Below are 24,528 nucleotides of genomic sequence, written 5' to 3'. Positions count from 1 at the left end.
TCTACGCACCGTCAGCCGGTGGTTTCGATGCGTTCGACGCGACGCAGGCCACGCGGCAATACGCCGCCGCGGGTGGCGCGGTTGCCGCCGTATTCCACGAGGTCAGCCCACTTGAGGGTGAGCTTGCGCTGTCCTGCATAAAGCGTGACCTCGCCCTTGCCCTCAGTAACCACGGCCACGCCAGCCACGCGCTCATCGCCCGACGCCAGTTTCGCCTTCGGAATCTCGATGAGCTTGTTGCCCTTGCCCTTGTCCAGTTCCGGCAGCTCAGCCACCGAGAACATCAGCAGGTGACCTTCGGTGGTGACCACGACGATGCGGTCGCGTGACGGATCGGGTGTGGCGGTGGGTGCCAGCACGCGCGCACCCTCGCCCAGCGTGATGATCTGCTTGCCGGCCTTGTTGCGACCGGTCAGCGCTTCGAAACGCGTGACAAAGCCGTAGCCGAAGTCGGTGGCCAGAATGATGCGCGTGTCATTGTCGCCAGCGACCACCGCATCGAAACGCGCGCCTGCCGGCGGGCTGAAGCGGCCCGTCAGCGGCTCACCATTGCCGCGCGCCGATGGCAGCGTATGTGCCGCCGTGGAATACGCGCGTCCCGTGGAATCAATGAACGCAATCTGCTGCGTGGTGCGTGCGCGCGAAATGGCCAGCAGGCTGTCGCCGTCGCGATAGGAAAGTGCTTCGCCGTCGATCTCGTGGCCCTTGCCGGCACGCACCCAACCCTTCTGCGAAAGCACCACCGTTACCGGCTCGGAAGCCACCAGCGCGCTCTCGTCCAGCGCCTGCGCCGCGCTACGCTCGATCAGTGGCGAGCGACGGTCGTCGCCAAACTTCTCCGCATCGCTGCGCAGTTCTTCCTTGATGAGGCTCTTCAGCTTGGCAGGCGATTTCAGCAGCACGTTGATACGTGCACGCTCTTCTTCCAGCTGATCGGTCTCGCCATTGATCTTCATTTCTTCGAGACGGGCAAGCTGACGCAGCTTCGTTTCGAGGATGTAGTCGGCCTGCTCTTCGGACAGGCGGAAGCGCGCGATGAGAACCGGCTTGGGCTCTTCTTCACTGCGGATGATGCGGATGACTTCGTCCAGGTTGAGGTACGCGATGCGCAGCGCCTCAAGCATGTGCAGACGGCGTTCGACGCGACCTAAGCGATGGGTGAGGCGACGCGTCACGGTGTCGGTGCGGAAGCGCAGCCATTCGTTGAGGATCGTTTTCAGATCCTTGACCTGCGGACGACCATCCAGGCCAATCATGTTGAGATTGACGCGGAAGCTCTTTTCCAGATCGGTCGTGGCGAACAGATGCTGCATCATCTCGTCGGCATCGACGCGATTCGAGCGCGGCACCAGCACCAGGCGAATGGGGTTCTCGTGATCGGATTCGTCGCGCAGGTCTTCGATCATCGGAAGCTTCTTCGCGCGCATCTGTGCGGCGATCTGCTCCAGGATTTTCGACGGAGACACCTGATGCGGCAGGGCGGTGATCACGATGTTGCCGTCGTCGCGTTCGTAGATGGCGCGTGCGCGTACCGAGCCGTTGCCGGTCTGGTACATCGACATCAGTTCCTTCGGCGGCGTGATGATTTCCGCACTTGTCGGATAGTCCGGTCCACGCACGTGCTCGCACAGGTCGGCGATGGTGGCGTCGGGATCTTCCAGCAGGCGAATGCACGCACTCGCAATTTCGCGCAGGTTGTGCGGCGGAATATCGGTGGCCATGCCGACCGCGATGCCCATCGAACCATTCAGAAGCACATGGGGCACGCGCGCGGGAAGCCACGAAGGTTCGTCCATGGTGCCATCGAAATTCGGCACCCAGTCCACCGTGCCGTGACCAAGCTCGGAAAGCAGCACTTCGGCAATCGGGGTAAGGCGCGACTCGGTATAGCGCATGGCCGCGAAACTCTTCGGATCGTCCGGCGAACCGAAGTTGCCATGACCATCCACCAGCGGATAGCGATAGGAGAACGGCTGGGCCATCAGCACCATGGCCTCGTAACACGCCGAGTCGCCATGGGGGTGGAACTTGCCGATCACGTCACCGATGGTACGGGCCGATTTCTTCGGCTTGGCGGTCGCGGCGAGGCTGAGTTCGCTCATCGCGTAGATGATGCGCCGCTGCACGGGCTTCAGGCCGTCACCCACGAAGGGAAGGGCACGATCCAGCACCACGTACATGGAATAGTCGAGATACGCCCGCTCGGCGTAGTCCTTGAGCGGGATCTGTTCGTAATTGGCTTGCAGATTCATGGATTTAGCTATCCGGCAGGCGCGCATCGGCGCGTCGTTAACCCGGGGATGTTGCCAGAAAGGAGTCTCAGGGGTGTAGACCGGATTGGGCTTGCAGACGCGGGCAATGCCGAAAGAAGGCTTCGGCCTTCGTCGTTCGGATGGTCGCATCGTCCTCTTCTTTCGAGCCGGGCCGGGCGATGAGCGACAGGAAGCGGCATAACGGCACGAACTCCCGCAACGTGCCCCACGTCGCAGAATGGGAGGATGACGGCGCATAGCATCGGCTGGCTACCCGGCGCACGGCTGCGTCGCGGGCGTTTGTCCACTGTCTCAAGGACGAGTCGATGGTTGCCTTTTCTGTGTTGCGCGCTGCTGCAATTGGCGGTTGTGGTTTTGTGGTGGCGGGCTGTTCGGAGCGCCTGACGGTGCTTGAGTACCCCATGGCTAACGGTGCGGTGGCGCTGACGGTGGACGAGGTCAGGTCGCGCACATTGCCTGATACGTTTGCGGTGGAGGTGCGCGCGCGCATCCTGTCGCCCGTATTCGTGAAGCGGCGTGAGCCGCTCTTGCTGCGCATGACCGGTGTCCGCAATGGATACTGCGTATTTGTCGAAGAGGACCGGATCGACATCCGCTACGCGCAAGGGCATGCGGCGGTGTTCGAGAATGAGCTTTCCTACTATCTGGATGGCGTATACGCGGAGGTGCCCGTGAATCTTCATCAGGGTGTGGCGGAGTGCGATGGGGCTGAACTCGTGCGCTGACGCCGTGTTTATCCACACCCGGTGTGGATAGCGGATGCATAAGCATGTGGATAAGTTCAGTTGCGCCCGCCTGGCCAATGACTTGCGTTGCGCTGATCAAAATGTGACCACATGCTCTTCGTCAGGTCTTACGCCTTCGATAATGGGCTGGCCACGTCTTCCAGTGGCTTGCGTTCCGCAGCGATGCCCAGCCACAGCGCCGCCACGGCGCCAGCCAGCATCAGCACGGCACCGAGCGCGTAGCCCCAGCCAATGGATGCGCGTTCACCGGTGCCGATCAGCGACCCGAACAGCCATGGGCCAGCCACGCCGCCAAGGGCGGTGCCAAAGGCATAAAAGAGTGCGATGGCCAGAGCGCGCAGTTCCAGGGGGAAGCTCTCGCTTACCGTCAGGTAGGCAGAGCTGGCGGCAGCGGAGGCGAAGAAGAACACCACGCTCCACGCGAGGGTCTGGGTGCGCGCATCGAGCCGGCCATGCACGAACAGCCACGCCGTCACCGCCAGCAGGATGCCAGACAGCGCGTAGGTCAGGGCGATCATGGGGCGGCGGCCCACGGTGTCGAAGAGTCGCCCGAGCAACAGGGGGCCGAGGAAGTTGCCCGCAGCAAACGGCAGCAGATACAGGCCCACGGAGGCGTCGGCCACGCCATAGAAGCGTCCCAGCACCAGCGCGTAGGTGAAGAAGATCGCGTTGTAGAAAAATGCCTGCGTGGCCATCAGGATCATGCCCAGCACCGTGCGGCGAGGGTAGTCGCGAAACAGCGTGCGCACGAGGTCATTCATGCGCAGCGTGCGTCGTCGCAGGCGCAGTCGCGGCAGATCCGCAGGTGGCGTCGTCGCGCCTGTACGCGCCTCGATCTGCGCCATGATGGCTTCGGCTTCCTCCACGCGCCCGTGCAACATCAGCCATCGCGGGCTCTCCGGGATATGTCGGCGCAGAAGCAGGATGCCCAGTCCCATCACGGCGCCGACGCCAAAGGTCAGCCGCCAGCCGATCTCGGGGCTGACCCATGGATTGCCCAGCAGGGCGACGGCACCGAGTGCTCCCAGCGCCGCGCCGATCCAGAAACTGCCATTGATGACCAGATCGGTATGGCCGCGATAACGCGCGGGAATGAGTTCCTGGATGGCTGAGTTGATGGCGGCGTATTCGCCACCGATGCCTGCACCAGTCAAAGCGCGAAAGAACACGAAGGTCCAGAAGTGGAACGAGAACGCCGTCGCCGCCGTCGCGAGCAGATACAGCCCCAGCGTGATGGTGAAGAGCCTGCGGCGGCCCAGGCGGTCGGTGAGCCAGCCGAAAAACAGCGCGCCCACCACGGCACCCACCAGATAGACGCTGGCAGCCAGGCCTACCTCTGCGTCCGTCAGATGCAGCACCGGGCTGGACTTCAACGCTCCGGCAATGGAGCCGGTGATGGTGACTTCCAGACCATCCAGCACCCACGTGATGCCGAGTGCGATCACGACCAGCGTATGGAAGCGACCCCAGCTCAGGCGGTCCAGCCGCGCGGGAACGTCAGTGTCGACAAGGTCGGGGGAGGCGCCGGGCATGCCCCCAAACTACGGGCGACCAGGTCGACGTGATGTCAGCGCGGCACGCGGAAGCCTCCGGGAACGCCGTGCGGGCTCAGCGTCAGCTGCCACAGTTGATCGCGCCGGCTGCGGAATACGCCCGCGGAGCATGCCAGGTAAAAGCGCCACATCCGACGAAACCGCTCGTCGTACCGGCCGGCGAGTTGCGGCCATGCCTTGTCGAAGTTGGCCAGCCACGCCATCAGGGTGCGGTCGTAATCGGGGCCGAAGTTGTGCCAGTCCTCGATAACGAAGAGGTTTTCCAGTGCGGTGGTTACCTGGCTGGACGATGGAATCACGGAGTTGGGAAAAATGTACTTCTCGATCCACGGATCGGGCCTTCCTGGCGAGCCGTTGCTGCCGATGCTGTGCAGCACCGCCAGCCCGTCCACCGGGAGGCAGCGCCGGGCTACCTCAAACCAGGTGCGGTAGTTGCGGAAGCCCACGTGCTCGAACATGCCGATGGACATGATGGCGTCGAAACGTTCGTCGATCTGCCGGTAGTCTTGCAGGCGGATGTCGATGGGCAGGCCGCGACACAGTTCCTGCGCATAGGTGGCCTGTTCCTGGGAGATGGTCACTCCCACGCCGCTCACGCCGTATTTTTCTGCCGCGTACTTCAGCGCTTCCCCCCAGCCGCAGCCGATGTCCAGCACGCGCTGCCCGGGCTTCAGGGCCAGTTTCCTGCATATGAGATCGAGCTTGGCTTCCTGGGCATCATCCAGATTGTTTGCGCTGGCCCAGTATCCGCACGAATACACCATACGCTTGCCCAGCATCGCCTCGAAAAGATCATTGCCGAGGTCGTAGTGCTGGCGCCCCACATCCCACGCGTGCTCGCCGCGCTGCATGTTGAGAAGGCGTGCCTTAAGGTGCGCGATCAGGGTGTCCAGTGTGCGCAGGGAGTCGTCTATGTGAGAGTCGAGCACGCGAGCGAAAAACCCGGGCAGATCGTCCACGTCCCACCATCCATCCATGTATGCCTCACCCAGGCCCATCGACCCATGCGCAAACACGCGGGCATAGGTGCGCTCGTCATGGATGATCAGGTCAGTGGGCCGGTCGCCGCCGAGGCGGATGCCAGCATGTTCCAGCAGGGATTGCGCGCGTGCCTTCAGGGAATCACCACCCATCGTCTGACCTCGCTTGCGATTGATCCTGTTGCTTAGCCCACGTGTCGCAAAATTCCCCGGGTGACGATCAGGCCCACAATCGTCAACGTGATGGAACCGACGAGGTTTGCGCACACGTTGGCGCCAAACCAGAGGTACTGCTGCCGGAGCAGCAAGCCGGTGGTTTCCGCCGAAAACGTGGAGAACGTAGTGAGGCCGCCCAGGAAACCGGTAGCGACCATGAGGCGCGCTTCAAGCGGCAGTGCCTGGAAGTGTTCAAAGACACCAAGGGTCACGCCCATCAGGAGGGCGCCGACCAGGTTGGCGGCGAGCGTGCCCAGCGGCACATTCGGAAAGAGGGGGTTGAACATCACGGCCAGCCACCAGCGCAGCCAGCAGCCGACGACACCTCCCACACCAACGGCGAGGAAACCCGTGTAAGTCACTTGCGTGCCCTGTGCGAACCCATGGCCCGATTATGGCGCAGCGTTCGCGCAAACGATATGCGCGGTTTCCTGCGGATATACTCTTGCTACTCCCCCGCTCCAAGCGCAGCTCATGACCTCCGACACCCGCGATCCGCGGCGTCACCTGCCATTTCTGCTGGCGGCGCTCACCATGATTGGCCCGTTCTCCATTGACGCCATTTTTCCGGGCTTTCCGGACATCGGGCGGGACTTCAGCGTGGGCGAAGTGGCTCTTCAGCAGCTCATCAGCGTCTACCTGCTGTCCTATGCCGTGATGAGCCTCTTCCATGGCGCGCTTTCGGATGCCTATGGCCGCAAGCCGATCATCGTCACGGGTATGGCCGTCTATGCCGCTGCATCCATTGGCGCGGCCATGGCGCCCAACTACGGTTTCCTGCTGGCCTGCCGCGGATTGCAGGGTGTGTGTGCGGGCGCGGGCATCGTGGTGGGGCGTGCCGTGGTGCGCGACACGATGAACAACGAAGATGCCCAGCGCATGATGTCCAAGGTGATGATGATCTTCGGCATCGCGCCGGCCATCGCACCCATCGTGGGCGCGTGGCTGCTGGTGATCGACGGCTGGCGCGGCATTTTCTGGGCGCTGGCCGCGTTTACCGTGTTGCTGACGATTGCCGTGGCGCGTCTGCTGGTGGAGTCCCATCCGAAGGAGCGGCGCACGGTATTCCGGCCTCGTCCGCTGATGGCCGGTTATCTGCGCATCGCGAAAGATCTGCCGTTCTGGCCGCTGGCCGTGGCCAGCTCGATCAACTTCGCGGGGCTGTTCCTCTATATCGCTTCGGCGCCCCGGTTGATCCGCGACCTGCTGGGACTGGGTGCGCAGGGCTTTCCGTGGCTGTTCGTGCCGGTGGTGGTGGGCATGGTGGCGGGTGCGTATCTGTCGGGTCGGGTGGCTGGCCGCCTGACCGCCGCTCGCACGGTGGCTATCGGATACGTGTTCATGCTGAGCTCGTGCGCACTCAACATCGTGTTGGCGTATGCATTGCCCCGGCCGATGGTGCCGTGGTCCACCTTGCCGCTGGCGCTGTATGGCCTGGGCATCCAGATGGCCTTCCCTACGCTGACGCTGCTTCTGCTGGACCGCTTTCCGGAACAGCGTGGCGCGGTGTCGTCGGTGCAGGCGTTTGGCAGCCTGATGGCCACCGCGCTGGTAGCAGGGGTGCTGTCGCCCCTTCTGTCGCTGAACATGGCGACGCTCGCGTTTGGTGCGACGGGACTGTGCCTTGTCGGACTGGCCGGATGGCTCTGGTACGCCCATCTGGATCGTCGTGCCGTGGCCCGGCACAAGGCCGTCAGCATGGCGCGCACCACCTCCGAAGCGGAGCTTCAGGAGCCGGGCTGAGGCTCAGACGGGTAGGGCGCGTGCCTCAAGGAACGCACGCGCCTCGCTGGCGTCGTGCTCGAACCACGCGCGCGTGGAGCCCAGCCGGAACGTGTAGCCCCAGCGGTCCATGTCCTCCATGATCCTGCCGCGCCCGACGCCGGGCAGCCGGTCACCCAGCACGATCTGGAGATAGCAGGTGGCGTCTTCTTCTTCGATGGAGTCGGTGGCGTCCGTATGGACGGCTGCGCGCCTGTCGGCGGGCAACACCAGCAAATGGCAGGACTCGTGCAACAGGGAATGGACAGGTGTGTCGGCCCGTGCGTAAACATCGGTGCCGATGATGCCGGCCTCTGAATCGCCCCAATAGCTGCCGGGGATGGATTGCCCCGGAGCGGTTTCGATCAGCGTGAGGCCGAAGTCGGCCAGAAGCGCGCGGGGCGCTTCAAAGCCGATATCGCCAATCAGAAGGACGCCGTCGCCCTCAGGTGGGGCCGATGCCTGCCCCGGGGTATCGGGCGAACTCATGCCGTCAGACCTTACGGTGCTGCCGGCTTGATGTCGGGCAGGGCGACCGACAGTTCCAGTACTTCATGACCGCTGTCGCGATCGAGGCTGATGTTCACGGCCTCGACGTCGACGTTGACGTACTTGCGGATCACTTCAAGCAGTTCGTTGCGCAGCAGCGGAAGATAATCCGGGCCGCCGCGGGTCGAACGTTCCTGAGCCACGATGATGCGCAGGCGCTCACGCGCCACGCCGGCACTGGGCTCAGGTTTGCGTCGCAGGAAATCGAGGATACCCATGCTCAGCCTCCAAATACGCGCTTGAGAAAGCCCTTCTTCTGCACTTCGGTAAAGCGCAGGGGACGTTCTTCACCAAGAATGCGTGCCACCGTGTCCTTGTATGCATGACCGGCATTCGAGTTGTCGTCGAGAATGACCGGCACGCCAGCGTTGGATGCCGCGAGCACATTTTCCGACTCTGGAATGACGCCCACGACCGGGATGCCGAGAATGTCTTCGACGTCCTTCACGCTGAGCATTTCGCCAGCTTCCACGCGCACGGGGTTGTAGCGGGTGAGCAGCAGATGCTGCTTGACCGGCGTGTCACCGCGTTCGGCGTGGCGGGTCTTGCTGGCCAGCAGGCCCAGGATGCGATCGGAATCGCGCACCGAGGACACTTCCGGGTTCACCACGACCACGGCGTGATCGGCGAAGTACATCGCCAGATGCGCGCCCTTCTCGATGCCGGCCGGGGAATCGCACACGACAAAGTCGAAGCCTTCCTTCGTCAGTTCGTCCAGGACCTTTTCCACGCCTTCCAGGGTGAGGGCGTCCTTGTCACGGGTCTGCGACGCGGCGAGCACGTGCAGATTTTCGTGGCGCTTGTCCTTGATCAGCGCCTGCTTGAGCGTGGCCTCGGAGTGGACGACGTTGACGAAGTCGTAAACGACCCGCCGCTCGCAGCCCATGATCAGGTCGAGGTTGCGCAGGCCGACGTCGAAGTCGATGACGGCGACTTTTTTTCCGGACATGGCAAGACCGGTAGCCAGCGATGCGCTGGTGGTGGTCTTGCCGACTCCGCCCTTGCCGGAAGTGACGACGATGATTTCAGTCAAGTGGATATCTCCGCGAGTGTGATGCAGGCGCTCAGAGCCGTGCGATCAGCAGTTTTCCATTGTCGAGCCAGCATTGCACGGCCTGGCCTTCAAATTCTTTGGGCATGTCTTCAAATACACGGTAGTGCCCGGCGATGGCCACCAGTTCCGCGCGGAAATCCGAGCAGAAAATGCGTGCCGTCTCGTCGCCTTGTGCACCGGCCATGGCGCGTCCGCGCAGGCCGCCGTAAATGTGGATGGAACCGTCAGCGATCACTTCCGCGCCATTGGCAATGGCAGCGGTCACAACCAGGTCGCGGTCCCGAGCGTAAATCTGTTGGCCTGAACGAACGGCATTACCGGTGTGATGCTGCGCGGTGTGCGCGGCCGGCGGGGCGTAGTCGTCGTGAATGGATTCGGGAGCCGGAGCCTGCTTGCGCACCGGGGCCACGGCCACCGGAGGCGGCGGAGCATCGCCTTGCGCCGGTTCATAAGCGGCGCGGAACTTGGCGATGAGCGGCAGGCCCATCCGTTCGGCCAGCTGCTCGATATCGCTGGTGCCGTAAGCCAGGCCCACCGGCAGCATGCCCGCGCTGCGCACCGCTTCCAGCAGCGCATCAACCATGCCGTCGTCGGGCAGGGTGGCCAGGTGGCTCAGATCAAGCACCACCGCGGCGCGCGTGAACATCTGCGGCGCCGAACGCACGCGGCGTTCCAGTTCGTCGCACAGGGCAGCAGCGTCCGGGCGACGCACGCGCACGCAGGCAATGCCTACCTGGCCGAAACGCAGGTCGCAGGCGGCTTCCAGGGAATCAGCGCGGGCGTTCATGCGCGCGTCTCCCGGGCCGGATCATTACAGGGGCGGTGACGCTCGGCGAGCCACGGCACGTCGGGCAGGCCGCCGTTATCCAGATAACGCTCGCGCACGAACGGGAAGCTGGGAAGCTCCTTGGCGAGCAGGCTCACCTTCGGGCCGGTTTCGCCCATTTGCTGCTGGCCAACTTCCTGGAAACCCAGGGTGCCGTGGAAAAGCACGACCATGTCGTCGCGCGGCTCAAGAAAAACTTCACACGTCAGAAGCGGCACTCGTACCTCGGCATAGCTTTGTACATCGCAATAGAACACACGACCCAGCCCGTGCCCCTGGTATCCGGCACCGATCACGATGCGGTCGATATAGACGAAGCTTTCGTAATGCGCCTGGAACCAGCGGAAATTGGGGCTTGAGTAGTTTGCATCGGGGCGCAGGGCAATCAGGAACCCTGCAATGGCGCCGTCGAGCTCGGCGACGCGGAAATAATGGGCGTTATCGAAAAGGTGGTGCAGTCGGGCGATGTCGGTGGCGAGAATGCCGGTGCCGGCGGCGTTGTTGAGCGCCAGCACGGCATCCAGGTCGTGCTCGCGCACGTCGCGGATGGCAAGGGCCATTCGTTGCTCCGCAGATGAACGTTTCGAGGGAAGACCGCAGACCGGCCCTTCGTATGCGCGGCATTATGGCACGCGGCACCACGCATGACAGCAGGTCAACTTGTAAAACACTTGTAAAAGCGCGTGCTTGGGCGAGCCCGGCCGTGACTTCAGTCAGATGGTGGCGGGCCGCACAACCCCTATGATGGCCGCATGCCCTGGCCTCACTTCAATCACACGCGCCTGCTCCGGTATGGCACCTACTTCGTCTACCTGTGCATCGGCATGCCGCTGTCCATGCAGCGGGGCAGTCAGATCAGCGACGGCGCCCTGCTGACCTGGACGGTCTGCTATCTGGCGTTCGGTATCGTCTATTGGCTGCTGACCCGAAAGCTCGGGGCGCCGATGGCAGGCAGCGTCAAGCTGGCCGCCCTCATTTTTCTGACGGCCTCTGCGCTGGCCGTGGGCTGGCTGAGCCTCAGCGGCCTGGCTGCCCTGTTGCTGGTGATCGTGGCCACCATCACCCCATGGCTGGTCAGTGTGCCCATTGGCATTGTCTGGATGCTGCTGGCCCATGCGGCCCTCATTCCCATTTTTGGCGCCACGCTCCAGTGGCTGCCGGGGTGGGGCATGGCAGCGCTCATGCAGTCGTGCCTGTATTGCAGCTTCTCCACGCTGAGCTTCATCACCTCGGCCGTGGCCAGTCAGCAGGCCGAAGAGCGCGAGGAACAGCGCCGGCTCAATTCGGAATTGCGCGCCACCCGCGCGTTGCTGGCCGAATCGACCCGCATCGCCGAGCGCATGCGCATCGCGCGTGATCTTCACGACCTGGTGGGTCACCACCTGACGGCACTCACTCTCAACCTGGAAGTGGCCAGCCACCTCACCAACGAGGCGGCGGGTTCACACGTGCGCAAGGCGCAATCCACGGCCAAGCAGTTGCTTGCCGACGTCCGCGAGGTGGTAAGCGAACTCCGCCAGGACGACGCCATCGACCTGACCCAGGCTCTGCGCAGCCTCATGGAAGGCGTGCCGGGGCTTAAAGTGATTCTGTCGCTGCCGCCGCGTTTTGGCGTCGAAGACCCCCGCCGCGCCCAGATGTTGCTGCGCTGTGTACAGGAAATACTGACCAATACCGTTCGCCATTCCGGTGCCAGCCACCTCTGGCTGACCTTCCGCCACACCGGCCCGGACGAGTTGTGCATGCACGCGCGGGACGACGGGCGGGGCGCCGGGCATTTCCGCCCGGGCAACGGCCTCACGGGCATGCGCGAGCGCCTGGCCGAATTTGGCGGAACCGTTGATTTCAGCTCTGACCCGGCCGGCGGATTCTCGCTGACCGCCCGCTTGCCGCTCGGCGAAGAACAGGCCCTGGCGCACGCGCCTGCGCGCCCTGCGTTGGACACCAGCCTTCCCGAATCGACATGACATCCCCCATGCCACAATGCCGCGCTAACGCTGAGGATTCGCAATGATCTCTGTCTGTCTCGTTGACGACCAGAATCTGGTCCGCCAGGGCATCCGCTCGCTGCTCGACCTGGCGGGCGACATCCGCGTCATTGCCGAATGCGCCGACGGCGCCCAGGCGGTGCAGACCATTCCGCAGGTCCGCCCGGACGTGGTGCTGCTGGACCTGCGCATGCCGAACATGAGCGGCCTTGAGGTGCTTCAGGCCCTGGGCGCCCGCAATGAGCTGCCGCCCACCATCATCCTGACCACCTTCGACGACGATCAGCTGGTGTTGTCCGGCCTGAAGGCGGGCGCGCGCGGCTATCTGCTGAAAGACGTATCGCTGGAGCAACTGGTCGAAGCCGTGCGTACGGTTTCCGCAGGCGGCTCGCTGGTCGCACCCATGGTGACCCAGCGGCTGCTGGCCGGGGTGGGCCGGATCCAGAACCAGTTCACCAGTCTGGAACAGCCTGATCCGCTCACCGAGCGTGAGACTGAGATCCTGCGCCTGCTTTCCGGCGGCTACAGCAACAAGGAAATCGCCAATTCGCTGCGCGTGGCGGAGGGCACCGTGAAGAACCACGTGTCCAATATCCTCTCCAAGCTGGGCGTCCGGGACCGTACCCGCGCGGTCCTGAAGGCACTGGAACTGGGTATCGTCTGACTTCGCCTGCGCGCGGCGGGGGTCAAAAACCGCGTTGCGCTGCGGCAAGAGGCCATTGCGATCAATCGCAAATCCAGTGCCTCTACCCAATAGCGTTCCCGTGCGCGAGCAAGTACCATCCGTCCTTTCGGCACGGACGATGCCACGTTACGGGCCGATTCATCAGGGGCTTTTCCGGAAGGCTTTGTCGCCATTCGGGGCGCCCGTTTAGAAGACGTTCGGAGAACCGTGGAATGACGCGTCTGTTAGAACTTATTGTTGCCATCGTCATCGTCGCCGTGCTCGGCGTCGTTGTGGGATTGGCCATGCCTTCCTCCGGTCACGTCGAGCGCTCGATGTTGATCAGCAAGGACCTCCGTCAGGTTTACGACGTTTTCAGCAACTTCCGCCGCTTCCCGGATTACACCGCGATGCGCTCGTTCGACCCGAAGATCCAGTTCGAGCTCTCGGGCAATGCATACGGCGTGGGCTCGAAGATTGCCTGGACCAGCGAAGACAAGAAAGTCGGCAACGGCGAATTTGAAATCGCCTCGATCGACCCGGCCTTCACCTCGGTTTCCGATGCCGGCAAGGGCACCATCGTCTGGAACATCACCAACGGCTGGCGCGGTTCGGACAAGAAGTTCACGATCAACATGGAGCGCAGCGGTCGCGGCCAGAAGCTGACCAAGGTCACCTGGTCCTATGACGTCGCCTACGGCTTCAACCTGATCAACCGTTTCTCGGACCTGTACATCCATGGTGATCCGGACTCGCTGATCCAGTTCAGCCTGGGCAACCTGCAGAACATGATGGCGTCGATCCCGAACGTCGACTACAGCAAGCTGGTCCCGGTCATGGCCGATCAGCCGGCGAAGCCGATCCTGTTCGTGTCGACCACGGCTCCGCGCACGCTTGACGACGTGGACACCGCGTCGGACAAGGCCATGGCTGAAATCCAGGCTGCTGCCAAGAAGCTCGGCGTGAACGTCGTCAGCCCGCGCATCACGTTCACCACGAACTGGGGCGACCAGAACTACACGTTCGACGTTGCTGCCGAAATCGACAGCGCCACGCTGAAGATCAACGGCCAGGACGTGCAGCTTGCTGCCGCTATTCCGCCGTCGCTTGATCCGGCCGCTCCGGCAGAGGCTTCGACCGCCGCCAATCCGGCTCAGGCGACCGACACGGCCGCTCCGGGTAGCAAGGACAAGTTTGGTCGCGTCGTTGTCGATGGCAACGTCAAGGCTGTGCTCGCCTTCGGTGGCAAGGCTCTGAAGGCAGAGTGGAATGGCACCGGCGCCGGTCTCCCGCAGACCCGTCTGATGCTTGCCGCTTACGCACAGACCCACGGCTACAAGTTCGATGACCTCGTGAACCGTCCGTACGACATCCAGGTCAAGGCTCCGACCAACAACCACGGTACGGTTGAGGGTTACGACGAGCAGAAGTTCGAGATCTACCTGCCGCTTTCGGGCAACAACCTCCCGGCGCAGACGCCGGAGCAGGAAGCTGGCGTGAAGCAGCCGTCGCTGGAAGATGCCCCGGCATCGTCGGGCACGGCAGCCGCTCCGGCCGCTGCAGGTACGGCGCCGACCCCGGCTGCTGCGTCCACCGCCGCTCAGTGATCTTCACCTTCGGGTGATTAAGAAAACCCGCCGGAAACGGCGGGTTTTTTTTGCTTCGCCCGTGGTGCGGATGCGCCGTGTTCACCCCGATGGGTTACATTCTCCGGCGCCCCATGTGACAGCAGGCCATGATCGAAACCGAGAAACTCACGCGCTGTTATGGCCCGCTCACGGCGGTGGACTCACTGACGCTTCGTGCGGAGCCTGGCCAGGTGCTGGGGCTTCTGGGACCCAATGGCGCGGGCAAGTCCACCGCGATGCGCATGATCGCGGGGTTTCTCGCGCCGACTTCCGGCACCGCTCGCGTATGCGGTCACGACGTGCGCCGCGAGCCGCTGGCCGCACGCAAGGCGCTGGGCTATCTGCCGGAAGGTGCGCCGGGCTACGTGGAAATGACGGTGCGCGAGTTCCTCACCTTCATTGCGCGCGTGCGCAGCGTGGGGGGCGACAAGGGCTATCGGCGATTCGAAGAAGTGATTTCACGGCTGCAACTGGACGAGGTGCTGGACCAGCCCATCGGTCAGTTGTCCAAGGGCCTGCGCCGTCGCGTGGGCCTGGCGCAGGCGATCCTGCACAACCCGCCGGTGCTCATGCTGGACGAGCCTACCGATGGCCTGGATCCCAACCAGAAACATTCCGTACGCATGCTGATCGACGCCATGGCGCGTGATCGCACCATTCTCATCTCAACGCATCTGCTGGAAGAGGTGCACGCCCTGTGCAACCGCGTGGCCATCATCGCCAACGGCCGTCTGCTGGCCGATGCCACTCCGGCAGAACTGGAAAAGCGCTCGCGCTATCACGGCGCCGTGTCCTTCAGTGCCGCTGGCAGTGGTGTGTCGCGCGAAATGCTGGCCCGCATCCCGCAGGTGGCCTCGGTGGAAGTGGACCCGCTGGATGGCCGTGTCACCGTGTTTCCGCGTGAAGGACGGCCCATTCTGGAAGACGTGCAGAACCTGTTGCGGACGCAGAACCTGGAAGTGTCGGAAATCCAGCTTGAGCGTGGCCGCCTGGACGAAGTGTTTCGTCACATCACCACGTCCCATGGTCAGGGGGCGTCCGCATGAACGCGATTTTCGCTGTCGCCCGCCGCGAACTGCTGAGTTACTTCGTCACGCCCGTGGCGTACGTGTTTCTCGTGATCTTCCTGGTGCTTGCCGGCTTGCTCACCTTCTACGCAGGCGATTTCTACGACCGCGGACTGGCCGACCTGCAACCGTTCTTTGATGTGCACCCGTGGCTTTATCTTGTGCTGGTGCCTGCGGTGTCGATGCCGATGTGGGCCGAAGAGCGAAGCTCGGGCACCATTGAATTGATGCTGACGCTTCCCATCACCATCACCCAGGCGATGATCGCCAAGTTTCTTGCGGCGTGGGTGTTCCTCGGGTTTGCGTTGATGCTCACCTTTCCGATCTGGATCACCGTCAACTATCTGGGCGATCCGGACAATGGCGTGATCTTCGCCAGCTACCTTGGCAGCTGGCTGATGTCCGGCTGCTTCCTGGCCATCGGTGCCTGTATGTCCGCGGCCACGCGCAGCCAGATTGTCGCGTTCATTCTCACCGCGGCGGTGTGCTTCCTGCTGCTGCTTGCCGGCCAGCCGCAAGTGCTGGACTTCTTCCAGGACGCGTTGCCGGGCAGGGTGATTGGCGCGCTCGGCCAGCTGAGCATTACCCGTCATGCGGCATCCATTGCACGCGGGGTACTGGATCTGCGGGATGTCACGTACTTCGTGGCCAGCATCGTTGCGTGGCTTGCCGCCGGCATCGTGCTGATTGACCTGAAAAGGAGCCGCTGATGAATCCGCGGCACTTTCACATCAGTCGTCCCTTCGTTCTGCGGCTGATACTGGTGGTCATCGCGGCGGCTTTCCTGCTGGTGATTGCCTTGAGTGCGCGCACGCTGCGTACGGCACGCATCGACCTCACGGCCGACAAGATCTACACGCTGACGCCCGGCACCACAGGCATCGTGGATGGGTTGCAGCGACCGCTGACCCTGACCCTGTATTTCTCCGAACACGCCACCCGCGACCTTGCGCAGCTGCGCAGCTACGAGCAGCGCGTGCACGAAATGCTGCGCGAAATCGCGGTGCGCGGACATGGCCGCATTCGCCTGCGCGTGATTGATCCGGTGCCGTATTCCGACGACGAAGATGCGGCTGAAAGTTACGGTCTCATGCCCGTCAACGGTGGCAGCAACGGCGAGCGCGTGTTCTTCGGTCTGGTCGGTACGGCAGGCACGGGGGACTCCGTGACCACGCAGGCCATTCCCTTCTTCGATCTGGGGCGCGAGGCGTTTGTCGAATACGACATCGCCAAACTGCTGTATGAGCTGAGCTCACCCAGCAAGCCCACCATCGGCGTCATCAGCTCGTTGCCGATCGACGGCAACGTGGTGCTGGGCGAGCAGCCGTGGACGATCATGCGGCAGCTGGAACAATTGGCCGACGTGAAGATGATCGACCCTTCGGGGCTCACCCGAATTGATGACCGCCTCAAGGTATTGCTGCTGATTCATCCCAAGCATCTGCCAGTGGATGCGCAGTACGCGCTGGATCAGTTCGTGTTGCGTGGCGGTCACCTTGTGGTGTTCGTCGATCCCGACGCTGAAATGGATACCTCGCCGCTGGTGGACACGCACGGCGTGATCGACGACCACGATTCCGATCTGCGTCGCCTGTTCGATGCCTGGGGTGTGGTGTACGACCCCACCAAGGTGGTGCTGGACCGGTCGCAGTCGCTGACTATCGAACTCAACGGCAACAGCCTCAGCCATCCGGCGATGCTGGGCCTGTCCGCGCAGGATCTCAACCACGACGATGTGGTGACGGCCAGCCTGCAGCGCCTCAACTTCTCGACGTCCGGTCACTTCGAGCTGGCGCCCACCACGCACGCGCAGATGTTGCCGCTGGTGCAGACCTCCGACGACGCCACGCTGGTTGCGGCGGATCGCGTGCGTGAGGCCAGCAGCGATCCATCGGCGCTTCTTGCCGACTACGCGCCGACCCGCGAGCGCTACATTCTTGCAGCGCGCCTGCGCGACACGTTCCACTCGGCGTTTCCCGAGCGTCAGGGGAAGGGGCATCTGGATCAGGCCGCCGCGCCCGGCGAGGTGGTGCTGGTGGCCGATACCGATCTGCTCACCGACCGCCTCTGGGTGGAAGTGCAGCCGTTGCTCGGACAGCAGCAGATGACGGCGTTCGCCAACAATGGCGACTTCATCGCCAACCTGGTGGACAACCTCAGTGGTTCGTCGGCGCTCCTGTCCATTCGCGGCCGCGCCAGTTCGCAGCGCCCCTTCACGAAGGTGCGCGCCTTGCAGGCGGCGGCTGATCGCAAGTTCCTGGTCAAGAAGCGCGAGCTGGAAAGCGAGCTGTACGAAACCCAGCGGCGCCTGAGTGAATTGCAGCCGGGCAAGGGCACGTCCAGCGCAGCCAATGCCACGGCCGAGCAGCGCCGCGAGGTGGAGCAGTATCTGCAGCGCAAGCTCGCCATCGGCAAAGAACTGCGTGAGGTGCAGCATCAGTTGAATGCGGAGATCGACGCACTCGGACTGCGCCTGAAGTTCATCAATATCGTTCTGGTTCCCGTGCTGGTGGCGCTGGTCGGGCTTTTGTTCGGATGGCGTCGTCAACGCCGCGCGCGTCGTCCTGGTCAGTAGCGATACGAGCCGTCGCGCGACGGGGGGAGGGAGGTTGAAGTGTTCCTGAAATGGATCGTGCCCTGGGAATTCTCATGGGTGTTCCTGCTGACCTTCGTGCTGACCTGCGTCCTTTACGTGCGCGGTACGCGCCGCCTGCGCGTGCCGGTTGCCCGGCAGGCCACGTTCTGGGTGGGCATGGTCATCATCTATGCCTCGTTGCACAGCTACTTCGATTACTTCGCGGAGCATGAGTTTTTCATGCACCGCATCCAGCAGGTGCTGCTGCATCATCTGGCGCCGTTACTGATCGCTGCCGCCTATCCGGCGACCGTGCTGCGCGCAGGTCTTGGAATGCGTCTGCGCGCGCGCTGGCTGCGTCCGCTTGCCCGTTCGCGGGCGTGGCGCGGGCTGCTTCATGTGGTGATGCATCCGGGTCTCGTCACGGGCGTGTTTGTCGCGCTGATCCTAGTGTGGCTGATTCCGTCCGTACAGACACTGGCGATGCTCGACTGGCGGATTTATCGCGCCATGAACTGGTCGATGATCGTGAGTGGTCTGGCGTACTGGGCGATCATCCTTGACCACCGCCCGCGTCCGCCGGGACGGATGGCGCCGGGCATGCGCGTTCTTTCGCCGGCGATCACGATGGTGCCGCAGATCGTGGCGGGCGCCTTCGTCACCTTCTCGAAAACCGATCTGTATCCGATCTTCGAGATTTGCGGGCGCGCATTCACCATGAATGTGCTGACGGGGCAGATGATCGGCGGTCTGATCATGTGGGTGCCTGCCGCCACCATCGAATCCATCGGCGGACTGCTCGCGCTGCAGCAATGGGTGCGCCTGTCGCGTAACGGACGATTGCCCAGGCGCGTGCCACGTCCGCGCGTTTACCGCCCTTCCAGTCAGTAAACGTTGGGGACTCGGGCGGCCGCGTCCGTCACGTGTTCGGTCTTCGGCTTTTCTTTCAGCTTCGGCAACTTCACGGCCTTGTCATCGCAGTGGCGGTCGGGGATCTGATCCAGAAGATGGCGGATCAGGTTCAGCCGGCCAACTTTCTGGTCGTTGAAATCGGCCACAAACCACGGAGCGTTCTCGCGATGTGTACGCTCGATCATCGTATTGCGAAGCTTGCCGACTTTGCCGTATTTCTCGCGCATCCGCATGTCGACGGGTGACAGCTTCCAGCGCTTGAGCGGGTCATCGGCGCGTTCGGCAAAGCGCTTTTCCTGCTCTTGCTGATCGACCGTCAGCCAGTACTTGATGAGGATGATGCCGTCGTCGGTAATCAGCTTTTCGAAAGTGGGGCAGGCCTCAAGGAAAGCCTCTGCCTGTTTGTCGGTACAAAAGCCCATGGCCGGCTCGACCACGGCACGGTTGTACCAGCTGCGGTCGAACAGCACGAACTCGCCGGCCGCAGGAAAATGCTCCACGTAGCGCTGGAAATACCATTGGGTTTCCTGCTCGCTGCTGGGCTTGCCCAGGGCCACGACGCGGGCGGCGCGAGTGTCCAGCTTGTCGGTGATGGCCTTGATGGTGCCGCCCTTGCCAGCGGCATCACGGCCCTCGAACAGCACGATCAGGCGCTTTCCGGTAGATCGCAGCCATCGCGTGAGACCGACCAGCTCGATCTGCAGGGCTTCGAGCGTCTTTTCGTATTCTTTCTTGCGCGAATGGGCCACGTGCGTATTCCTCCGGCGGGATGCGCACTGTTTAGCACTTCCCCGCGTGGGTGGGGAGTGAGGACGTCAGGACGATGCGGTGAGCGACTTCAGCTCGTCGGCCTGATATTCGCGGGTGAGGGTGTCGATCAGTTCGGCCAGATCGCCCTGCATGGTCTCGGCCAGCTGGTAGATGGTGAGATTGATGCGGTGGTCCGTAATGCGACCCTGCGGGAAGTTATAGGTGCGGATGCGCTGGCTGCGGTCACCGCTGCCCACCTGGAGGCGGCGCGACTCTGCCTGGGCCGCGCTTTGCTTGCTGCGCTCCACGTCCAGCAGGCGGGCTTTCAGGAGGCTCATGGCGCGGGCACGATTCTTGTGCTGGCTGCGCTCGTCCTGGCATTCCACCACCGTGCCCGTGGGCAGGTGCGTGATGCGGATGGCCGAGTCGGTCTTGTTGACGTGCTGACCGCCAGCACCCGAGGCGCGGAAAGTGTCTACCTTCAGGTCCGCGTCGCGCAGTTCGATGTCGTCGATTTCCTCCACCTCCGGAAGAATCGCGACGGTGGCGGCGGACGTATGGATTCGGCCCTGCGACTCGGTGTCCGGCACGCGCTGCACGCGATGGGTGCCCGACTCGAATTTCAGGCGCGAATAGGCGCCGCGGCCTTCGATGCGGGCGACCACTTCCTTGTAGCCGCCGTGCTCGCCTTCGCTGGCGCTCAGGATTTCCACGTGCCAGCGCTGACGCTCCGCGTAACGGGCGTACATGCGGAAAAGATCGCCCGCGAACAGGGCGGCTTCATCCCCACCGGTACCGGCACGCACTTCAAGGAACACGTTGCCTTCGTCGCGCGGATCTTTCGGCAGCAGCAGTACCTGAAGCTCTGCATCCAGTTCGGTGAGGCGAGCCTCGATCCGGCTGATGTCGTCGGCGGCCATGTCGCGCATTTCGGGGTCGTCGAGCATGGCACGCGAATCGGTCAGTTCGCGCTCGGCCTGGTCGTGTTCGCGCAACGACAGGGCCACGGGCTCCAGTTGCGCGTATTCGCGCGACAGCTCGCGGAAACGGTTGTTGTCGGCCAGCACATCGGGCTGGCCAAGCAGCAGGCCGATTTCCTCGTGTCGTTCGGCGAGGGCTTCGAGTTTGCGGCGGATCGAGGGCGTCATGCGTCTCGCAATCGGGGGAGGCGTGTGGGGCGCGTGCGCGGGTCTTATCGACCGGGTGCGTACGTGCGCGGACCCGCCATCATGCGGAAACGTCGTCTTCCGCGTCCAGTCCGTAGAGCCGGCCTGCCGCATGCAGCAGGTCCAGATCGCCCGACAGGGCGGCGTCGCGAAGGCGTGCGCTGGGCACGTGCAGCAGCTTGTTGGTGAGCGTGTTGGCCAGGAATGCCAAGGCTTCATCAGGGCTGCGGCCACGAGCCAGCATGGCCTGCGCCTTGCTCAGCACTTCGTCGCGATGCGCTTCGGCCGCCTGGCGCATATCCACGGCGGGGTTGCGCAGGGTGAGCGCGCGGCGCCAGGACATGTAGCGGTCCACCTGGAGGTCGATGATGGCTTCGGCTTCGCGGGCGGCGGTTTCCCGCGAGCGGCGGTTTTCGTCGATTACCTGCTTCAGATCGTCGATTCCGTACAGGAACACGTCGTCCAGCTTCGCCACGTCAGGCTCGATGTCGCGGGGCACGGCGATGTCGACCATGAACATCGGGCGGCGACGACGCGCCGTGATGGCGCGAGACACCATGTCACGGGTGACCACAGGGGAGCGAGACGCCGTGGACGTGATGACGATGTCGGCCTCGGCCAGGTGCTGAGGGAGATCAGCCAGTGCGATGGCGTAGCCACTGTAGCGGGAGGCCAGTTCCTGGGCGTTTTCGAGTGTGCGGTTGGCGACGATCAGGCGGCGAACGCCTTTGTCTGCCAGATGGCGTGCGGCAAGCTCGATGGTCTCGCCTGCGCCGATGAGCAGGACGCACGCCTGCTTGAGGTCGGTGAACACTTGCTCGGCGAGGCGTACGGCGGTGTAGGCCACCGAGACGGTGTGCGCTCCGATGCGCGTGTCGGTGCGTACGCGCTTGGCCACGGCAAAGGTGTGCTGAAGCAGGCGTTCCATGGGGGCGCGAAGCACCTGTGCGCTGCGTGCCTGCTGGTAGGCGTCTTTCACCTGACCAAGAATTTGCGGCTCGCCCAGCACCATCGAATCCAGCCCGGTGGCCACACGGAACATGTGACGAACGGCGTCGCCTTCATCGTGCCTGTAAAGGAACTCGTCCAGGCGTTGTGGGGTCAATCGGTGTTGACGTGAAAGCCATGCCTGAGGAACCGCTTCGGCGCCTTCCGCCACGCTGACATACAACTCGGTACGGTTGCAGGTGGAGAGGATCATCGCCTCTTCCACACCCGGTTGCCGGGCGAGGTCGCCCAGCGCCTCCGGAGCTGCCGTGGCGTCGAATGCCACCTGTTCGCGCAGGCTGACCGGCGCGGTGAGGTGATTGAGCCCGAGGGCGATGAGTGGCATGACGTGCGCGGTTGTCGGCGGATGCTTGGGGTCGGTGTGACGTAGGCTAAGCTGTGAGCGCGGTACCCGTCTTGAACGGGATGCCACCCAACGAACAGATGGGCAATAAACAGGTTACGGAGAACAATTGTGCGGAGCGGCCGGTCCAAGTTCAAGCAAGTGCGGCATTTTGTGGCGGGGCTCATCGCTTTGGCCGCCCTGGCGGGCTGCGCCACGGCGCCGGAGCGTCCGGTTTCCCGCACCCCGGCCAGCGCCCAGCCGCTGGATCATCTGCAGGTAGCCATTCTGCCACCTGAGCGTGATCTTACGGCGCAATTGCTGGAAGGGGATTTCGCCCTGGCCCGCAATGACCTGCCGGGTGCCTCGGCCGCCTATGGCCGGGCCGCCGGCCTGACCGATGACCCGAAGGTCGCTCAGCGAGCTGTGGAGTTGGCCCTGGCCATTCGTGATGGCGCCGCCACGCAGGCCGCGCTGACGCGCTGGCAGGCCCTGGGGGCAACCCCGGGGCAGCTGGCCGGTACGCGTGCCCGACTGGCTCTGGATCGCGGCGACACCGCCGAAGCGAAGCGCCAGCTCGAAATCCTTGTCTCCAGCGGCGACACGGACGCCTGGCGCGATTTTGGCCGGATCATCCTGTCTGCCCGGGACGCCGCTCAGGCTGGCCAGTTGCTCGAACAGGTGGCGACCCCGGATCGCTTGCCGAACGATGCCGGCGCCTGGCTGGCCATGGCGGAGCTGGGCGAGGGCCTGGGCCGACATGACTACGCCACCCGTACGGGGCAGGCAGCCATGGCGCGTTTCCATAGCGCCGAGACCTACGCCTGGGCTGCTCAACAGCGTTATCGGGCCAAAGATCCGGCTGGCGCGAAGGCGCTGTTCCAGAAGGCGATTGCCAAAGACCCGAAGAACGCCCACCTGCGGCTGGCTTACGCCACGCTGCTGGCACAGGGCGGGGACGAGGCCGGTGCGGCCCGTTTCCTTTCCACGGGCGCACAGGACGCTGACACCTACACGCTGCGTACGACGCTGGCAGCCCGCGCCAACGACAAGGCAGGCATGCAGCGGCTTTACGCGCAGATTCAGCGCCTGCCGGACGATCAGCAGGCGGACAACGCGTTCACGATGGGCCAGCTCGCCGAAATGCTCGACAAGCCCGCCGAAGCGCTGGACTGGTACGGCGATGTGGCAGACGAAAGCCCGCATGCGTTTGACGCGTCCGTTCGCAGCGCGGTGATCCTCGACGGGCAGGGCAAGAAAGACGATGCCCACTCGCTGGTGGCCGACCTGCAAACCGCCTACGCCGACCAGCCGGAGTTCCTGCTCAAGGCGTTCGGTCTGGATGCCGAACTGTACATGCGCGACGGTGACTACGATCAGGCAGCCGAATCCTATTCCCGCGCGCTGCGGGTGAAGGCTGACGACCCGGAGATGCTTTACGGTCGCGGCCTGGCTTATTCGCAGGCGAACAAGATTGATCTGGCGGTAGCCGATTTCCGCCGCGTACTGGAACTCAAGCCCGGCGATATCGAGGCCAGCAATGCGCTGGGCTACACGTTGGCCGACAGTGATCGTGATCTGGACGAGGCCGCGTCGCTTATTCAGGCGGCCCGAAAGGCACGTCCCAACGACCCGGCCATCGCCGATTCCTGGGGCTGGCTGCAATACCGCAAGGGCCAGCTCGACGGCGCGGAGCAGACGCTTCGTGGCGCCTGGGGCGCCCGCAAAGACGCCGACGTCGGCGTTCACCTGGCCGAAGTGCTCTGGAAGCGGGGCGAGCACGGCGAAGCAAAGCGCGTGCTGGACGAGGTCCGCAAGCTTGATCCGGACAACGCGTCTCTTCGCAGTACCGAGCAGAGGCTGAAACCATGAGGATGCGGCTTTGTTTTCTGCTGTTGCCGCTTGCGCTCATGACCGCCTGTACCACCAAACCGCTCATCCGCCAGCAGGGCGACGCCGCCACGCTGGGGGCGCAGGAGAGCCGCGAACGCGCGCTTTCGGGCAAGGACCACTGGACGGTGCAGGGCAAGCTCTCTGTATCGAACGGGCAGGATGGCGGCAGCGGCACGCTCACCTGGCGTCAGTCGGGTGACGATTACGACTTCACCGTGCGTGGTCCTGTCACCGGCAAGAGTTTCCGCCTGAGCGGCGGTCCCGCCGGTGCGACGCTGGAAGGGCTTGATGGCGGTCCCCAGCGGGGCGCCGACGCCGAGTCGCTGATGGAGCGTGCGCTGGGCTGGAAACTTCCCATGCGCGATCTGCAAGCCTGGGTGCGCGGCCTGCGCGCCGACAGTGGTCCGGCCGACATCGCATTCGGCGCTGACGGCTTGCCGTCGCGCATCGAGCAGGATGGCTGGCAGGTGGAGTACCGCGCGTGGAATGCCACGCTCGAGCCTGCGCTTCCCACAAAGGTGTTTGCCGAACATCCGCCGTACAAGGTGCGCCTGTCGATCGACAACTGGACGTCTGACTGACATTGGATCGGCGCCC

Annotated in this window: 23 protein-coding genes; 11 read left to right on the top strand and 12 right to left on the bottom strand. The window is 63.8% G+C overall.

Going from position 1 to position 24,528, the window contains the following annotated elements; translation table 11 throughout:
• Positions 1-11 precede the first annotated feature (11 nt).
• A complete protein-coding gene (gene parC / locus FHW69_RS10370) occupies positions 12-2,252 on the bottom strand; it encodes a DNA topoisomerase IV subunit A (protein ID WP_183422982.1) in 2,241 nt (746 codons plus the stop codon).
• A gap of 326 nt (positions 2,253-2,578) precedes the next feature.
• Between parC and FHW69_RS10365 the strand changes: the two genes are divergently transcribed.
• On the top strand, positions 2,579-2,998 hold the full coding sequence (locus tag FHW69_RS10365; RefSeq protein ID WP_183422981.1) for a hypothetical protein: 420 nt from the start codon (positions 2,579-2,581) through the stop codon (positions 2,996-2,998).
• A gap of 128 nt (positions 2,999-3,126) precedes the next feature.
• Here the strand turns inward: FHW69_RS10365 and FHW69_RS10360 are convergent, their stop codons facing one another.
• The 3 genes from FHW69_RS10360 to crcB are packed head-to-tail and all read right to left on the bottom strand — an operon-like array spanning position 3,127 to position 6,130.
• Positions 3,127-4,551, bottom strand: coding sequence for an MFS transporter (locus tag FHW69_RS10360; RefSeq protein WP_183422980.1), 1,425 nt, complete (start codon positions 4,549-4,551; stop codon positions 3,127-3,129).
• Between the two features lie 35 nt (positions 4,552-4,586).
• Positions 4,587-5,705 carry a cyclopropane fatty acyl phospholipid synthase gene (gene cfa / locus FHW69_RS10355; protein WP_183422979.1) on the bottom strand — a complete coding sequence of 373 codons (1,119 nt, stop codon included), beginning with the start codon at positions 5,703-5,705 and terminating at the stop codon, positions 4,587-4,589.
• Between the two features lie 32 nt (positions 5,706-5,737).
• Positions 5,738-6,130 carry a fluoride efflux transporter CrcB gene (crcB, locus tag FHW69_RS10350; RefSeq protein ID WP_183422978.1) on the bottom strand — a complete coding sequence of 131 codons (393 nt, stop codon included), beginning with the start codon at positions 6,128-6,130 and terminating at the stop codon, positions 5,738-5,740.
• 112 nt (positions 6,131-6,242) lie between these two features.
• Here crcB and FHW69_RS10345 point away from each other — a divergent pair, with 112 nt between their 5' ends.
• Positions 6,243-7,511 carry a multidrug effflux MFS transporter gene (locus FHW69_RS10345; protein ID WP_183422977.1) on the top strand — a complete coding sequence of 423 codons (1,269 nt, stop codon included), beginning with the start codon at positions 6,243-6,245 and terminating at the stop codon, positions 7,509-7,511.
• 3 nt (positions 7,512-7,514) lie between these two features.
• On the opposite strand, the gene FHW69_RS10340 is transcribed toward FHW69_RS10345, so the two are convergent.
• From FHW69_RS10340 to FHW69_RS10320, 5 genes are read right to left on the bottom strand one after another with little or no spacing between them, the layout of a single operon-like run.
• On the bottom strand, positions 7,515-8,018 hold the full coding sequence (locus FHW69_RS10340) for a hypothetical protein (RefSeq protein WP_183422976.1): 504 nt from the start codon (positions 8,016-8,018) through the stop codon (positions 7,515-7,517).
• An 11-nt stretch (positions 8,019-8,029) separates the two neighbouring features.
• Positions 8,030-8,296, bottom strand: coding sequence for a cell division topological specificity factor MinE (gene minE / locus FHW69_RS10335; protein WP_183422975.1), 267 nt, complete (start codon positions 8,294-8,296; stop codon positions 8,030-8,032).
• Between the two features lie 2 nt (positions 8,297-8,298).
• Entirely contained in the window at positions 8,299-9,111 is an 813-nt protein-coding gene (gene minD / locus FHW69_RS10330) for a septum site-determining protein MinD (protein WP_183422974.1), read from the bottom strand.
• Positions 9,112-9,142: 31 nt separating this feature from the next.
• The gene (minC, locus tag FHW69_RS10325) at positions 9,143-9,919 is read right to left on the bottom strand and encodes a septum site-determining protein MinC (protein WP_183422973.1); all 777 of its coding nucleotides are present in this window, start codon (positions 9,917-9,919) and stop codon (positions 9,143-9,145) included.
• Positions 9,916-10,518 carry a GNAT family N-acetyltransferase gene (locus FHW69_RS10320; protein WP_183422972.1) on the bottom strand — a complete coding sequence of 201 codons (603 nt, stop codon included), beginning with the start codon at positions 10,516-10,518 and terminating at the stop codon, positions 9,916-9,918. Before FHW69_RS10320 ends, minC begins: the two co-directional genes overlap by 4 nt.
• 192 nt (positions 10,519-10,710) lie before the next feature.
• Between FHW69_RS10320 and FHW69_RS10315 the strand changes: the two genes are divergently transcribed.
• The 7 genes from FHW69_RS10315 to FHW69_RS10285 all read left to right on the top strand — a co-directional run bounded on the left by FHW69_RS10315 (position 10,711) and on the right by FHW69_RS10285 (position 18,771).
• Positions 10,711-11,925 (top strand): sensor histidine kinase, encoded by a 1,215-nt coding sequence (locus tag FHW69_RS10315; protein ID WP_183422971.1) that lies wholly within the window; start codon positions 10,711-10,713, stop codon positions 11,923-11,925.
• Positions 11,926-11,968: 43 nt separating this feature from the next.
• Entirely contained in the window at positions 11,969-12,610 is a 642-nt protein-coding gene (locus FHW69_RS10310; protein ID WP_183422970.1) for a response regulator transcription factor, read from the top strand.
• 233 nt (positions 12,611-12,843) lie between these two features.
• The gene (locus FHW69_RS10305; RefSeq protein WP_183422969.1) at positions 12,844-14,217 is read left to right on the top strand and encodes a polyketide cyclase; all 1,374 of its coding nucleotides are present in this window, start codon (positions 12,844-12,846) and stop codon (positions 14,215-14,217) included.
• Positions 14,218-14,345: 128 nt separating this feature from the next.
• Positions 14,346-15,284, top strand: a complete 939-nt coding sequence (locus FHW69_RS10300; RefSeq protein WP_183422968.1) for an ABC transporter ATP-binding protein — start codon at positions 14,346-14,348, stop codon at positions 15,282-15,284.
• Positions 15,281-16,015 carry an ABC transporter permease subunit gene (locus FHW69_RS10295; protein WP_183422967.1) on the top strand — a complete coding sequence of 245 codons (735 nt, stop codon included), beginning with the start codon at positions 15,281-15,283 and terminating at the stop codon, positions 16,013-16,015. The genes FHW69_RS10300 and FHW69_RS10295 overlap by 4 nt, the downstream gene beginning before the upstream one ends.
• Complete coding sequence (locus FHW69_RS10290; RefSeq protein WP_183422966.1) at positions 16,015-17,880, top strand: GldG family protein; 1,866 nt, start codon at positions 16,015-16,017, stop codon at positions 17,878-17,880. Before FHW69_RS10295 ends, FHW69_RS10290 begins: the two co-directional genes overlap by 1 nt.
• A 39-nt stretch (positions 17,881-17,919) precedes the next feature.
• The gene (locus FHW69_RS10285; RefSeq protein ID WP_183422965.1) at positions 17,920-18,771 is read left to right on the top strand and encodes a cytochrome c oxidase assembly protein; all 852 of its coding nucleotides are present in this window, start codon (positions 17,920-17,922) and stop codon (positions 18,769-18,771) included.
• Here the strand turns inward: FHW69_RS10285 and ppk2 are convergent.
• The 3 genes from ppk2 to hemA all read right to left on the bottom strand — a co-directional run bounded on the left by ppk2 (position 18,765) and on the right by hemA (position 22,041).
• Positions 18,765-19,541, bottom strand: a complete 777-nt coding sequence (gene ppk2, locus FHW69_RS10280; RefSeq protein WP_183422964.1) for a polyphosphate kinase 2 — start codon at positions 19,539-19,541, stop codon at positions 18,765-18,767. The two genes, FHW69_RS10285 and ppk2, sit on opposite strands and share 7 nt — an antisense overlap.
• Before the next feature lie 66 nt (positions 19,542-19,607).
• Positions 19,608-20,690, bottom strand: a complete 1,083-nt coding sequence (gene prfA / locus FHW69_RS10275; RefSeq protein WP_183422963.1) for a peptide chain release factor 1 — start codon at positions 20,688-20,690, stop codon at positions 19,608-19,610.
• A gap of 79 nt (positions 20,691-20,769) precedes the next feature.
• The gene (gene hemA, locus FHW69_RS10270; protein ID WP_183422962.1) at positions 20,770-22,041 is read right to left on the bottom strand and encodes a glutamyl-tRNA reductase; all 1,272 of its coding nucleotides are present in this window, start codon (positions 22,039-22,041) and stop codon (positions 20,770-20,772) included.
• 171 nt (positions 22,042-22,212) lie between these two features.
• On the opposite strand from hemA, the gene FHW69_RS10265 reads away from it, so the two are divergent.
• Positions 22,213-23,910 carry a tetratricopeptide repeat protein gene (locus FHW69_RS10265; RefSeq protein ID WP_343204007.1) on the top strand — a complete coding sequence of 566 codons (1,698 nt, stop codon included), beginning with the start codon at positions 22,213-22,215 and terminating at the stop codon, positions 23,908-23,910.
• The gene (lolB, locus tag FHW69_RS10260) at positions 23,907-24,512 is read left to right on the top strand and encodes a lipoprotein insertase outer membrane protein LolB (RefSeq protein WP_183422960.1); all 606 of its coding nucleotides are present in this window, start codon (positions 23,907-23,909) and stop codon (positions 24,510-24,512) included. The genes FHW69_RS10265 and lolB overlap by 4 nt, the downstream gene beginning before the upstream one ends.
• The last annotated feature ends 16 nt before the right edge of the window (positions 24,513-24,528 follow it).

The organism is Luteibacter sp. Sphag1AF (assembly GCF_014192715.1).
Lineage (GTDB): Bacteria > Pseudomonadota > Gammaproteobacteria > Xanthomonadales > Rhodanobacteraceae > Luteibacter.
The sequence above is the reverse complement of the archived record's forward strand: the minus strand, read 5'-3'. Positions and strand labels throughout refer to the sequence as shown.